This is a genomic window from Psychrobacter namhaensis (assembly GCF_016107545.1).
In the GTDB taxonomy this organism is placed as follows: Bacteria; Pseudomonadota; Gammaproteobacteria; order Pseudomonadales; family Moraxellaceae; genus Psychrobacter; species Psychrobacter namhaensis.
Map to the genome: position 1 here is coordinate 58,503 of NZ_JABASS010000011.1, position 13,828 is coordinate 72,330.

9 protein-coding genes are annotated in these 13,828 nt (G+C 46.1%); 7 read left to right on the forward strand and 2 right to left on the reverse strand.

Features of this window, described 5'->3' with window-relative positions:
- Nucleotides 1–79: 79 nt before the first annotated feature.
- Nucleotides 80–2,929 (reverse strand): response regulator, encoded by a 2,850-nt coding sequence (locus JFC06_RS09125; RefSeq protein WP_198334797.1) that lies wholly within the window; start codon nt 2,927–2,929, stop codon nt 80–82.
- A 283-nt stretch (nt 2,930–3,212) separates the two neighbouring features.
- Here JFC06_RS09125 and fmt point away from each other — a divergent pair, with 283 nt between their 5' ends.
- The 7 genes from fmt to JFC06_RS09160 all read left to right on the forward strand — a co-directional run bounded on the left by fmt (nt 3,213) and on the right by JFC06_RS09160 (nt 12,065).
- Nucleotides 3,213–4,283, forward strand: coding sequence for a methionyl-tRNA formyltransferase (gene fmt, locus JFC06_RS09130; RefSeq protein WP_198334798.1), 1,071 nt, complete (start codon nt 3,213–3,215; stop codon nt 4,281–4,283).
- 142 nt (nt 4,284–4,425) lie between these two features.
- Entirely contained in the window at nt 4,426–5,970 is a 1,545-nt protein-coding gene (locus tag JFC06_RS09135; protein ID WP_198334799.1) for a transcription antitermination factor NusB, read from the forward strand.
- A 46-nt stretch (nt 5,971–6,016) separates the two neighbouring features.
- Complete coding sequence (gene thrC, locus JFC06_RS09140; RefSeq protein WP_198334800.1) at nt 6,017–7,438, forward strand: threonine synthase; 1,422 nt, start codon at nt 6,017–6,019, stop codon at nt 7,436–7,438.
- Nucleotides 7,439–7,644: 206 nt separating this feature from the next.
- Complete coding sequence (locus JFC06_RS09145) at nt 7,645–8,742, forward strand: LysM peptidoglycan-binding domain-containing protein (protein ID WP_198334801.1); 1,098 nt, start codon at nt 7,645–7,647, stop codon at nt 8,740–8,742.
- Nucleotides 8,743–8,811: 69 nt separating this feature from the next.
- Nucleotides 8,812–10,077 (forward strand): DNA-processing protein DprA, encoded by a 1,266-nt coding sequence (gene dprA, locus JFC06_RS09150; protein ID WP_198334802.1) that lies wholly within the window; start codon nt 8,812–8,814, stop codon nt 10,075–10,077.
- 117 nt (nt 10,078–10,194) lie between these two features.
- Nucleotides 10,195–10,824: an L-threonylcarbamoyladenylate synthase gene (locus JFC06_RS09155; RefSeq protein WP_198334803.1), complete on the forward strand. Its 630-nt coding sequence runs from the start codon at nt 10,195–10,197 to the stop codon at nt 10,822–10,824.
- 233 nt (nt 10,825–11,057) lie between these two features.
- Complete coding sequence (locus JFC06_RS09160; RefSeq protein WP_198334804.1) at nt 11,058–12,065, forward strand: epimerase; 1,008 nt, start codon at nt 11,058–11,060, stop codon at nt 12,063–12,065.
- Between the two features lie 111 nt (nt 12,066–12,176).
- On the opposite strand, the gene JFC06_RS09165 is transcribed toward JFC06_RS09160, so the two are convergent.
- A complete protein-coding gene (locus tag JFC06_RS09165; protein ID WP_198334805.1) occupies nt 12,177–13,586 on the reverse strand; it encodes an alpha/beta hydrolase in 1,410 nt (469 codons plus the stop codon).
- Nucleotides 13,587–13,828: the final 242 nt, after the last annotated feature.

A 13,828-nucleotide genomic window follows, 5' to 3' on the forward strand; every position in this document is an offset into this window, starting at 1 on the left:
ATAAGTAGCTATAAAGTCATTAGGAAGGTGATGACCAAAGGTAGCACACATATAGACAGGCAGTAGGTTTTACAGGCTTTTATGAGGGTTTTATAAGGCGCTGTAAAACCGCCTCTAACGCTTCTTTATTGATAGGTTTGGATAAAAACTCGTCCATTCCTACTAGCATACAAGCCTCGCGATCCTCGCTGGTGTTGTTTGCCGTCAGTGCGACGATAGGAATGGCATCACCTTGCGCGCGGATAGCCTGAGTAGCCTGTAGCCCGTCCATCACTGGCATACGACAGTCCATTAAAATCAGCGAGATATCTTGTCGCTGTTCTTGTAATTTATCTAACGCTTGATGCCCATCTTCTGCGATTACACTACGATAACCAAGCTTGCTTAGTATTTTGCAGGTTATTTTTTGATTGGTTGGACTGTCTTCTACCACTAAGACCAATGGAGATGGGGCTTCACTGGCGAGTTTATTTGCTTCTTTTGCTAAATGCCTACCGTTATTTCTAAAGCTTGCTGTCTGGATAAGTTTTTTTCTTGCTGGTAACGTCAAGCGCAGCAACTCAGATAGCAGTAAATTAGCATCCAATGGCTTGGTCAAAAACCCATCATATTTATCTAATAACACAGAGGGTATACGGCGCTCAGGTTTGATACTAAACAGTATCTTTGGTAGTGATGAATGAGCGAGTAGTTTGTCTAACGCTTGCTGTCTCTCATGGTTCGTAAACACTTGATTTTCTGGTTTTAACTCTTTCATTTCTGAATGACTCAAATCTCCATTCTTTGACAATAAAGGACTGGATAACGCAAAAGTAACGGCGTCATAATATTCATAATCGAGCAGCAACACAGGAGCGAGTGTCTGCTCGACCTGTACTAATTGGCTTGCCAGCTGCTGTACAGTGGCCAAATCTACAGAAGTGTAAATGGTCGTCGATATCGATAAATACTCACACAAGTGTTGCAAATGTTTGGCAACCAATGCTTGGTTCACGACTGCGATCAGATGGATATGAGTTAAATGCTGACTACGATGATACACCGGTTGATAGTTTGGATGGCGACAAGGTAGGTACAGATTAAAAGTGCTTCCGTTACCGATAGTGCTTTGCAGTTCAATAAAACCGCCTAATAACTGCGCAAAACTATTGGCATTATTTAAACCAATGCCTGTCGCATCGATATTTTGCGCCATTTTACTATGAGTTTGACGATTACTTTGATGCACGTCAGTTCGTAGCTGGTTTTGTTTGTCGATAGCGATGCCACCACCTGTGTCTTTTATACTAAAACGTACCCAGTGAGATGACTGACTTACCCTCATGTTTTTGTTGGTAGGGAGCAAGTAATCGCTATTTATTTGTGTGATTTGTTCATGGGTGACGCGATCGATAGTGAGCGCGATATAGCCCAAGATTGTAAATTTTGAGGCATTGTTTAACAGGTTTAAAAGTATTTGGCGTAGACGCACCGCGTCAGTGTCAATACAACGTGGACAATCGGGCGCAAAAAAATAGATCAACTCTAGCCCTTGCTGCCTTATATCGTCTAAGATCAAATCATTAACGCCTCGACTAAGTTTGTAAATATCGACAGGCTCACTACTAAGGCGAGCTTTTCTTACCTCTACCTCGCCGATATCTAGCGTGTCATTGAGGGTCGTCAACATACTTTGACTGCTTTTGATCAGTGTTTTTAGTATGTCGTGCTGCTTGTAAGATAAGGTTTTAGGGTTGATCGGTTCTAGGGTGTCGATCATGGTCTCTAATGGTACCCGTAGCTGATAACCGACAAGCGATCGGAGCGTTGCTAACTCATCAAGTTTTTGCTGTAGCTTTTGGTTTTGCTGCTGTAGTTGCGCGATTTGCGTGGTGAACTCGTTGATATTATTGAGAATGACAGTAAAGTTGTGAACTTGTCCATGTTCACCAAACCATGGGGTGATATGGAGCTGGTATATCTGCTGATTTTCTAGGCTGTAGACGGTTAAGGTGCGAGTGATACGCAAGTTGGATAAGGTTTGTAACAGGAGCTGTGTAAACTCATCTTTACCAGCAAAAAAATCCGTTAACTCATAGCTTTCATCCTGTTGCGATGAGGAGTCGAAGAGCTGCTCAAAGCGTTGATTAAAAAAGCTGATTTGGCCATGGCGCATAATCATTAGCATCGGTAATGGCGCTTGTTCAACCAAGCGCTCAAGACGGTGTGTTAGGGTTCTAATACGGTGGTAATCACTGTGCAATTGATAGCTGACACGGCTGAGGGCGTGGCCTAAACGCAAAAACTCAGTCGCCGATTTTTTGGGCGAAAACGGGGGCGGCGTATAAGCGTCCTTTGCATGACCACTCAAATTATCACTATAAGCGAGCAGCTGGTTCCAACTGTTTTGACGACTGAGTATGTACAATAAAGCGGTAATCAAAAATATGATCGCTATCATTAACGGTAGCCAGTAGTGATAAGATATCCAGTCGATAGCAAAAGGCTCGTGGCGCAATATAAGATAAATTTGATGACCACTTTTAAGCTTAATAGTGCCTGTAACGTTGTTGTTATTGAGCGTGTGCGCACTATAGCTACCGCTGTTAGCGGAAGATGGGGTAATGGTGGGAAAGGTCACGGTCGCAAAAGCCGGCTCACCAGGGCGAGCATGACGATGAATATAAGTCTGTCCAGATGGCGTTATAAAAATCAGCTGATAGCTAGTGTCCTTAAAAGCAGGGTTATCTAGAATTTCTTTAATATCACGATTTAACAGCTCGTCACCGCTCGTGACTTTATGTTGTAATAAATAAAAGGTGTCGACACTGTGTTGTTCGCCATGCTTTTTTATTCCATAGAACATGTTGAAATAATACAGTCCTAACATGACCAGTAACGTCATTGCATAAAACGTGAGTAAGCGCTGTAAGGACTGAAACTGTTGCATGAAAGCGTGGTCCTATGTTGACTTGAGTAAACGTGGCAGTTTTATAACAATTTTGGCAAAGTCGTGGATTTGCATAAGCCATTCTGGTGTTTTATTAGAGGTAGAGCGCTGCTTAATAAAGTACTGTTTTATAAGCATACCTACATAAAAGAGTACTTTGCTTGTTTTTTATTATAAAGATAAACAGCATCATTAGTAACGTCCGATTGCCACTGTTACAATCATGGCACAACATGGCAAACTCACCTATAATGGGCAAATCGACCCTATATAATGCATGATTATGACGACAATTGCTTCTGCCCCAACTTTATCGACTTCCGCTACTACTGACAACTACCCATCTGGCACGCCCTTAAGGGTTGTGTTTGCGGGTACGCCTGAATTTGCCGCGACTGGTCTTGAGAAGCTCATCAAGCAGCAAGAGGCACTAAATATAGATATCGTCGCCGTATATACACAGCCTGATCGTAAGGCTGGGCGTGGTCAAAAACTGGCGGCTTCTGCAGTCAAACAAGTGGCGTTAACTCATGATATTGCGGTTGAGCAACCCGCTACCTTCAAAAAGTCTGACGCCGCAGGTATGACAGCGCGTCAAACCCTGCGTACGTATCAACCTGACGTCATGATCGTGGCCGCTTACGGGCTGATTTTGCCGATTGGTGTTTTAACCACGCCAACTCATGGCTGTCTAAACATTCACGCCTCGTTATTGCCACGCTGGCGCGGGGCGGCGCCGATTCACCGTGCGTTATTGGCAGGAGATGGTGAGACGGGCATTACGATTATGCAGATGGATAAAGGCTTAGATACCGGCGATATGCTCTACAAAGTCAATTGTGCCATCGAAGCAAAAGACACAGCAGCGAGTCTCCATGACAAGCTGGCAGCGCTTGGCGCGACGGCCATCACTACCGTATTAAAAGATTTACCCAGCTATCAGGCGCAGGCCAAGGCTCAAGAAGACAGTCAAGCCAACTATGCCGAAAAGCTGGTCAAAACCGAAGGCGAAATTGACTGGACACAACCTGCTACTGCAATCGAGCGACAAATTCGCGGTTTGACCCCGTGGCCTGGCGCTTACACTTTCTTAGATGGGCAACGTGTCAAAATTTTAGCCAGCTTACCAGTAAATACCTCGCAGCAAACCGATAAACCAGCGGGCACTATCATCAGTGTAGGGCGCAAAGCGATTTTGGTCGCCTGTGGTAAAGACCATCACAACGACCCACTGGCCAGTACCTTAGCGATTACGGACTTACAGTTTGCAGGGGGTAAGCCGATGACAGCTGAACAGGTCTGTCATGGCAACCAGTTAAACGATGGTGATCAGTTCACGGGCAATTCCAAATAACATCACACAGTTCATTTATCTTAGTAAAAGATCACTGAAGTATAATGTATTTACCCACAACTCAGTTAATATAAGTCACTTAATATAAGCCACCCAACTTGCACAAGACGTGATCCATAAGGCGTCAAGGAAAATCAATTTAATGAGACAAACCACTACTGCGCCAAGAAACAATAAGCTCAAGCCATCAAGCAACCTTATCATGAACGGCAGCGTACGCGTGCGGGTGATTCACACCTTGTTGGCGATTCAAAATGGTCAGTCGCTCTCAAGCGTGCTTGACCCATTGTTGAATAGTCTGCACGACGGGGATAAAGGCTTTGCCCATGCGCTATTGCTGACGACATTACGCCAGTGGTATGCGCTTTCGCGGTTGCTGGATACCCTAGCAGACAACCCTATTGATGAGGTTGAAGTGCGTACTACGATTCAAGTAGGGTTGGTGCAATTGTTGTATTTGGAAGTGGCTGACCATGCTGCGATTCATGAAACGGTTGAGGCCGCAAAGGAGATTGAGTTCGCTCATGCTACTGGCTTGATTAACGCTATTTTGCGCAAAGTGGCTAAGAATCCAAATAAATTCCGTAAAAAGTGCAATAAAAACCACAGTCTGCCCAATTGGCTTGCTTATCAGCTTAAGCAGGACTGGAGCGAGCAGTATAACGAGCTCACCCAAGGCTTGCGCCAATCAGCGCCAATGTTTTTACGAGTGAATACGGCGGTTACATCGGTCGATGACTATCAACAAGAGCTGTACGGCGCTGAAATTGATACAGACTTGGTTGAGCTAACGAGCGGTTTTAACTTACCTCATTCTTCAGACACGGCGACTTTATCGACTCAAGCGCTACGACTACATCAAAGCACCGCAGTCAGTGCGTTGCCACAATTTGCTGAAGGGGCTGTTAGTGTGCAAGACATGCATGCGCAACTTGCGGCACCTATCATCCATAAAGCCCTAATAAATAAGATTGGTAAGGATAAAAATGTCACTGACCTACATATCTTAGATGCTTGCGCCGCACCTGGCGGTAAGCTTGCTCATTGGTTAGAGTTAATACACTCAGCGAAACACTCGCCCTTGTTTCACGTGAAACAAAGCGATGCTGAAGCGGTGTCTGGGATTTCTAAAATCAAGCTAACCGCCATCGATAATGAAGCACCGCGTATCGAGCGTATTTATGATAATTTAGACCGTCTCAATTTAAAGCAGGAGAACCTAGAGCAAGCTGAGAAAAACGTCGAGCTTGAGATCGTCTGTGCTGATGCCACCAGATGGCAGGGTGCGGGGAAAAAAGACACCAGCGAAGCCGTGTTCGATGCCATATTGCTGGATTCACCTTGTACGGCAACAGGAGTGATTCGCCGTCATCCTGATATCAGTATCCTACGGGCTGAGGAAGACGTTGAGCAAACGGCTGTCTTACAAGCAGATATCTTGCACAATCTGTGGCCACAGCTCAAAGTGGGTGGTTATCTGCTCTATGTAACATGCTCTATTTTAAAGCAAGAAAACGCCCTGCAAATGCAAGACTTTATCAGCCATCATGATGATGCGGTCGCGGTTGAATTTACCGAGGACTGCAATTGGGGCATCGCACAAACCATTGGTCGCCAGTGCTTGCCAATTGATGGTATCAGTGGTGATGGCTTTTATTATGCGTTGCTGCATAAAGCTGCTGAATAAACCGTTTTTAAATATTGAATAACATCATTGTAGACAGGACAATCTAATGAAATATATCAGTACCCGTGGTCAGACAGCGCCGATGGATTTTAGTGATGTGCTTTTGATGGGGCTTGCCCCTGATGGCGGTTTGATGCTGCCTGAGCACTATCCGAACATCGACAGTGCTACGCTAGAGGAATGGCGTACGCTTAGCTATCCGCAACTTGCGATGGCAATTATGCAGCGCTTTGCCACTGATATTCCTACCGCTGATTTGCAGGACATTATTGAGCGTACTTACACCGCTGATGTGTTTGGTTCTGATGAGATTGTTCCTGTCCGCAAGCTTGAAGACAATTTATACATTTTAGGTTTATCAAACGGTCCAACGCTGGCGTTTAAAGACGTGGCTATGCAGTTTTTGGGTAATGCCTTTGAATATGTGCTCAAACAAAAAGACGCGCGTATTACCATTATTGGCGCCACCAGTGGTGATACGGGTAGTGCGGCAGAGTATGCCCTGCGCGGGAAAGACAATATCGAAGTCTTTATGCTATCGCCTCATGGCAAAATGAGTGAATTCCAGCGTGCGCAGATGTATAGCTTGACCGATGACAATATCCACAACATCGCTATCGATGGCATGTTTGATGACTGTCAGGATATCGTCAAAGCGCTGCAACAAGACGCGTCGTTTAAAGCCGCTTATAGCTTGGGTACGGTCAACTCCATTAACTGGGGTCGCATCCTCGCGCAGATTGTTTATTACTTTAAAGCCTACTTTGCCGTCACGACGAGCAATGAGGAAAAGGTCAGTTTTAGTGTGCCCTCAGGCAACTTTGGTAACATTTGCGCCGGTCACATCGCCCGTGAAATGGGGTTGCCAATTGAGCGCTTGATCGTTGCCACCAATGAAAACGATGTGCTCAATGACTTCTTTAATCAAGGTGCGTATCAGCCGCGCCCCACTGAAAAAACCTATGTCACCTCCAGCCCATCCATGGATATCTCTAAAGCCTCTAACTTTGAGCGATTTGTTTATCTACTGCTAGACAAAGACAGTACGCGCGTTCATGAACTGTTTGAAGGCGTAAAATCAGGCCAAGGTTTCGATTTATCTGAATTGATGGAAGCGGTTAACACCCGTTATGGCTTTGCGGCTGGCAAGTCTACTCATGATGATCGCCTGCGAACCATTAAAGCGATTTATGAGCAGTATGGGGAGCTGGTTGATCCACACACCGCTGACGGTATCAAGGTCGCAAAAGAATTACAGTTAAAGGGCGAAGTCATCGTTTGTGCGGAGACCGCATTGCCCGTTAAGTTTGCTGACACTATCGTGGAAGCCGTTGGCCAAATAGATATCGATCGTCCTAAACACACAGAAGGCTTGGAGAGCTTGCCACAGCACGTCGTAGTATTAGACAATAAAGCTGAGCTGGTCGCTGAACAAATCCGTCAGTACGTCACACCAAACCCCGCTTAAACAAAGGGTGTGGATAAGGGCAGCGTCTAAGGAAGTCTTCAAAAAGTATCCACATAAGGTTACACTATTGTAATAACTTGTTTATGATTGTGTTATCGTAGATATGATTGTAATATTAGAAATAGCGTCGGCGGATGTTCATTACGCTGAGCGCTTTTTTCGGAATAACACCAGCCAAAACAGCGATACATACTGTGGGTACAATAATGAAGATGCGCGTAAAAAAGATAGCAAAGGCCCTGTTGATCACGACATTTAGCAGTGCAATGCTGATGACCACCGCTCACGCTAACAATCCACCACCCAGCATCAAAGCAGATGCGCCCAATCGCTACACTGTCAAAAAAGGGGATACGTTGTGGGATATCTCAGGACGCTACTTAGACAGTCCATGGCGCTGGAAAGAGATTTGGGCGACCAATAAACAAATCAAAAACCCACATCTTATTTATCCGAATGACATTCTTATCTTGTGTGTGATTCAAGGCAAGACGCTTGTTGGGGTGGACACAGGTGAGGGCTGTGCTGGGGTGGAAAAACAGTTAACGGGTGAAGTGGTCGCGGGCACGGTAGCCGTGACCTCAACCGCCAATAGTATTCCACCTATTCCATGGTCAGCTATTCAACACTGGTTGGATAAAACCGTCATCGTCAATCCACAAGATTTCAATACCACCCCCTATGTTTTAGCTTCTAAGAACCGTAACTTGATTACTGCTGCTGGTGACAAGGTTTACGCCAAAGGCGTGCCACTGATCGTCGGACAGCGTTATGGTATCTACCGTGAAGGTGAGCTATATGTCGAGCCTAAAACACAAGAAGTTATTGGTCTAGAAGTCACGCAAGTGGCAACAGGTTTGGTCACCTCCACAGAAAGCAATGGTGTCACCAGCTTACAGCTGACGGACAGTTACGGTAAAGAAGTGCGTGAAGGTGATCGCGTATTTGTTGAGCTAAATAACTCGATCCCGCCAGTGTTTTATCCAGCCCCAGCGACGGTCAGTCGTGGTGGGTTGATTGTACGAGTAATGGACTCAATCAGTTCAGCGGCAAAGGGTAGTGTGGTCGCCATCAACCTAGGGAGCACCCATGGGGCTAAACCTGGTGATGTCCTAACCGTTTATCAAAAGGGTCCCTTGGTACGCGATACCAAAGACAATGATATGCCGGTACGTTTGCCAAATGAGCCAAGCGGTATGGTCATGATCTTCAATACTTTTGACCATATTAGCTATGCGTATGTGTTAGATTCTGAGCTACCCCTCAACGTTGGTGATCAATTACTACCGCCGCCTTATCTATAAACACATCACTGGTTCATTGGACGAGCCAATCTAAGCCCGTTTAAGCCCGCTTGTGTGAGAGAAATGACTATGACAGCAGTCTCCTCTTTATTAACCGACGATCAGCGCGCCATATTGGCGCTGTGGTATGAGGTGAATGCGTCATTATCTGCTTACCACAAGCTGCTCACCGCCTTTGGTCACGCACAGCTTGCTTGGCAAGCCAAAGTAGACGCATGGCGGCAGTTAGGTATTCATCATACCCATCTTAAACGTCATGAACAGCCCGAGCAAACACGCGCCAATATCGATAAAATCCAGCAGGCGTTAGTCGCCGGTCGGTATGGCCTAATATTCGCCGATCAGCCCGACTATCCCGCCCAGCTCCTACAGATTTATGATCCACCGCCCTTATTGTTTTACCGTGGTAATAGCACGCGTTTACAGCAAGCACAAATTGCTATCGTTGGCAGTCGAAAACCCACCGCCCATGCACAAAAAACCACTTTTGATATGGCGCAGTATTTAGCCCAAGCAGGCTATATTATCACCAGTGGTCTCGCTATGGGGGTCGATAAGCGCGCCCATTTAGGGGCTTTGGCGCAGGTAGATTCTGAGTATCAAGGTCGCACGGTTGGGGTGATGGGGACAGGCATTGATGTGAATTATCCCAATCACCATGATCAGTTATTTGCACAGATTGTCGAGCAAGGTGGCTGTATTATCAGTGAGCTGTTGCCCCATACCCCGCCGCATAAGCACACGTTCCCACGTCGTAACCGTTTGGTGGCTGGTCTGAGCTTGGCAACGATCGTGACAGAGGCGACGATTCAGAGTGGTTCACTTATTACCGCCCGCTTAACCTCTGAGCAAGGCAAGCAAGTCTTTGCGATACCAAGCCATATTGACAACAGCAATGCCGAGGGCTGTCATCATCTGATACGCGAAGGGGCCACTTTGATTTATCACCCTCAGCAAGTCATCGAAGATGTAAATAATCAGTTGGCTTACGGTAGCCTTGTACGTCAAGCAGAAAACCTTTCTAATTCCCCTGTATCTAGTACCACTGATCCTCGATCGGAAGTTCAACAGCCGTCTCATGCTATGGATAGAGATAGAGCCGCTGTCTCAGATAACAGCCAGCTATTGGCATCTAATAACAACTCTCAGCGTAGCGCTATCTCCGTACCTGCGCACCTAACGGCAGTTTACGAGCAGCTCGACTGGTATGGACAAGATTTGGATGCACTCATCATTGCCACTGGACTCATCGCACCGCAGCTGATAGGACAGTTAATGGAGCTTGAACTATTAGGCGTTATTCACGTACAAGGTGGGCGTTACTTACGCGTTTAGAATGACAGCTCTGTGTTTCTACCAGTATGGTGCTCAGATCACAGCCGCTAACTGAGGCGTGCGTCTGTTGTGTTATTATTGGTGCTTATCTTTATATCATGATGATTTATTCAAACTATGAACCACTCTGCTTCCATCACTACGTCTTCTACCGTTCAAGCGGCTAACTGTCTAAAAGCAGGACAGCTGCTTGCTTATCCAACCGAAAGCGTGTGGGGGATAGGCTGCGACCCCTATGACAAACAAGCGGTTGAGCGTATTTTAGCCATCAAACAGCGCCCACAGTCCAAAGGGATGATTGTCATTACTGACAGTGTAGAGCGTGTGAAACCTCTGCTAGCACCGTTAAGTGAGGCGCAACGTCACCCCATGCTCAAGAGCTGGCAAACGGATAGTGAGCATGTAGAATTACAATATAAGCAAGCGCATACTTGGTTGGTACCTATCCCGCAAACACTGGCTACCACTATTCCGCCTTGGATAACTGGCCAACATCAGACCGTGGCTATTAGGGTGATCGCCCACCCTCTAATCCGTGAGCTGTGTCAACAGCTGGCCGGCGCTCATAATCCATTTGGTTTGCTGGTTTCTACCAGTTGTAATCCATCAGGGCAACCGCCAGCTAAGACTTTTTCTGAAGCGTATGCTTATTTTGGTGAGCAAATCAGCTACTTGCAAGCCGAGACGCTCGGTTACACGTTGCCCAGCCAAATTCGTGATGCCACCACAGGCTTAATCATTCGTTAAAGGGTGGGGTTATCTCTCCAGTAGGGCCGCACAAACCTTAGCTTGCGGTTAAGATACCGTTGGTTTTTATACTCGTCTTAGCGTTCTTTGGTATAGTTAACCTACTGTTGTATAGGGTAGGGCTTTACCAAAAGTATGTAAAAGTCCTTTTGATATCACCATCAAAAAAGCAGACGATGGTGATAAAGGCTCAAGGCTTACTGAGTGATAAAAACCAATCTAGGGAGTAGGGCATGAATATTTTAATCAGCGGTGGCTCGGGGTTTTTGGGAAGCGCGTTCAGTAAGGAGATCCTAAAACGCTATCAGAGTGCAGATACAGACCTACATATTACTTGGTTAACACGTGATAACAGTCAGGCGCATCCCAACGATATCCAAATGATGACTTATGACGAGCTTGCACAGACTGATCTGGGCTTTGATGTTATTTTAAATTTAGCGGGTGCGGGTATTGCTGATGCGCGATGGAGTGATGAGCGTAAAGAGCAGTTGCTCGCCAGCCGTATTAAGCCGACCGAGTCCATACTCGCGTTTATCGCTCGTACGAGTACTAAACCTAAGTTGCTGGTCAGTGGCTCAGCCATTGGCTGGTATGGTACCCAAGGCGATAAACCGCTCAACGAAAACAGTGGTTTTGAGCCCGATTTTGCCCATCGATTGTGTGATGAGTGGGAGCAACTAGCCTTAGCAGCAACCAATTATGGCGTCCCTGTGGCGATCGTACGTACGGGTGTGGTCATTCATCCTGACGGCGGTATGCTTGGTAAGCTTTTAACGCCTTTTAAAATGGGTGTCGGTGGGCAGCTAGGCGACGGCAAACAAATCATGAGTTGGATCAGCCGTGAGGACTGGGTGGGGGCCGCGATATTTATCATTGAGCAGCATCTTACGGGTAAGGCTGGTAGTGGGCTAATCGATACTGGGGAAATGGATACTGAGAGCGTTGAGCGCGCCGCCACCGTTGACAATACCTTACCGACTGCAAACGAGACACCAGCGGTCGTATATAACCTTACTGCTCCTAATCCAGTGACCAATCACACCTTTACCAAAACAGTGGGAGCGTGGCTACATCGTCCCACCTTTTTTACCTTACCAGCGTTTTTACTCAAGCTTATGTTTGGTGAGATGGCAACCTTGTTGATTGACGGACAAAAGGTGTTACCGCAAGCGCTCCTTGACTCAGGTTATACGTTTAGACAACCAACGCTCAAACAGGCATTAGAAGAGCAGGACTAGTGATGTTAGGATTGTTTCATGTGAAACATAACAGTTGAATGTAACACTTGTCAAAACCTCTACCATAACAAAATAGTAGAGGTTTTTTATTGTCACTAGAGGCGCGCTTTACTACGCGGCTAACTGATTTTGTGCGCTAATGGCGTCTCGTACGAAGCGAGCAAAGCCATCAATGATGTTGCTTGTTTCTTGAGCAAGGCCCTCATGAACGCTCATAAAATGAATAAAACCATGCGGTGCACCAAGTACTGTACTTGTCTGGACTGGGATGCCATGCGCTTTTATTTGCTTGGCATAAGCAAATGCTTCATCACGCAAAACATCTAACTCAGAAGCAACGATATAAGTGGGGCACACTTTACGGTTATCACCGAGCATTGGCGCGTTCAGCACATGCTGGCGTGGTAATGAGCTGTTTTTAAAACACGCTGCGTCAAATACAGCCACGTCAGCATGATCTAAGAGTAAACCTTCACCATACAACTCCCAGCTTGGGTAGTCCGTTTCAATATCCGTAACAGGATATAAAGGTATTTGTGCCAGTGGTTTGGGTAGGCGCTCTAATAAGTTAAACGTCTTTTGACCATTAGCTCCTAAGTCGAGCCACGCGCTTTCAGTTGGCGCGGTGAGCTGCTGAGCAAGCAGGGTGCATAGTCCGCCACCCGCACTATCGCCTGCTAGGACAATACGCGACGGTGAAGCGTTTAGGGTGTGGCAGTGCTTAGCCAGCCAAGCATAAGCAGTAATACAGTCTCTCAATGCGGCTGGAGCAGGGTTCTCAGGAGCCAAGCGATAGTCAACACTGACGACTGGCCACCCAGTGCGCGCGCAAACGGTGTGGCAGAACTCATGATGAGTATCGATATCACCAATACAAAAACCGCCCCCATGAAAAAACATCATCACCGTTTCATCAGGATTTTGTGTAGGGCGTTTTTTAAAGCCAATACCATTAGAGCGAGATAGCGTTTGATAGCAGCGAATCGTCATGTCGCCATCATCAGCATTGGCAATGATTTTGTCTTCCCAGCAGATAGGCGTATCACCTTTTTGGGTAAAGCGTTTGATATTGCTGAGCACACTCCCACTCGCTTGTTTCCATACTTTTGGTGCTTGCATGGCCACAGCATCAGCGGCAAATTTTTCGCGCAGCTCACACATTGGCGTGAGCTCTAGTGGGGTTTTAAGCTGACTATTTATCGCGAGAATCAAACGTAAATGTGCGTCGGCATGGAGGTATTGTTTTGACGTCGGCCCTTTTAAATAACCGACCATACGCTCTAATAAAGGGGTAGGTAGGTAGCCCAAGGCTTTCATAGCGTGGTGCAAAGTATGCGGATGACGGTTGGAGATTGAAGCGTAGCCGAGCATTTTTTCTTTCACGGTCAGGCGTTTTCGTTGAGCGTTTTCGTTGTTTACATTGTCAGCAACATTATCGACTTGGTCTATCGATGCAAGTTTCAACGTAAACAACGCTTTGTTCAATAAGGTATTGACTGATAAAACGGTCGAATTAGACATAACACTTCTCATCAATAATAGTTAGTATCTGCAATCTCACAGTCGCGTGTGCTTTAACGTGAGTTTTACGATATTTGTAGCAATCATAAAGTAATGAATAAGAAAACTGCGTATGGTTTGGTAATGGTTTGGAAAGTAAACGTAAAGGTTTTGGAATTGAAAGGAAGTTTTGTCCATCTAATAGCGAATATCTCTATTGATTGACACTTAACAAACGCCTGACGAACGTTTTACTGCCCATT

Excerpts from the sequence above, each read along its gene's own strand:
- JFC06_RS09125 (WP_198334797.1), bottom strand. The coding sequence starts at position 2,929 with ATGCAACAGTTTCAGTCCTTACAGCGCTTACTCACGTTTTATGCAATG.
- fmt (WP_198334798.1), top strand. The coding sequence starts at position 3,213 with ATGACGACAATTGCTTCTGCCCCAACTTTATCGACTTCCGCTACTACT.
- JFC06_RS09135 (WP_198334799.1), top strand. The coding sequence starts at position 4,426 with ATGAGACAAACCACTACTGCGCCAAGAAACAATAAGCTCAAGCCATCA.
- thrC (WP_198334800.1), top strand. The coding sequence starts at position 6,017 with ATGAAATATATCAGTACCCGTGGTCAGACAGCGCCGATGGATTTTAGT.
- JFC06_RS09145 (WP_198334801.1), top strand. The coding sequence starts at position 7,645 with ATGAAGATGCGCGTAAAAAAGATAGCAAAGGCCCTGTTGATCACGACA.
- dprA (WP_198334802.1), top strand. The coding sequence starts at position 8,812 with ATGACAGCAGTCTCCTCTTTATTAACCGACGATCAGCGCGCCATATTG.
- JFC06_RS09155 (WP_198334803.1), top strand. The coding sequence starts at position 10,195 with ATGAACCACTCTGCTTCCATCACTACGTCTTCTACCGTTCAAGCGGCT.
- JFC06_RS09160 (WP_198334804.1), top strand. The coding sequence starts at position 11,058 with ATGAATATTTTAATCAGCGGTGGCTCGGGGTTTTTGGGAAGCGCGTTC.
- JFC06_RS09165 (WP_198334805.1), bottom strand. The coding sequence starts at position 13,586 with ATGTCTAATTCGACCGTTTTATCAGTCAATACCTTATTGAACAAAGCG.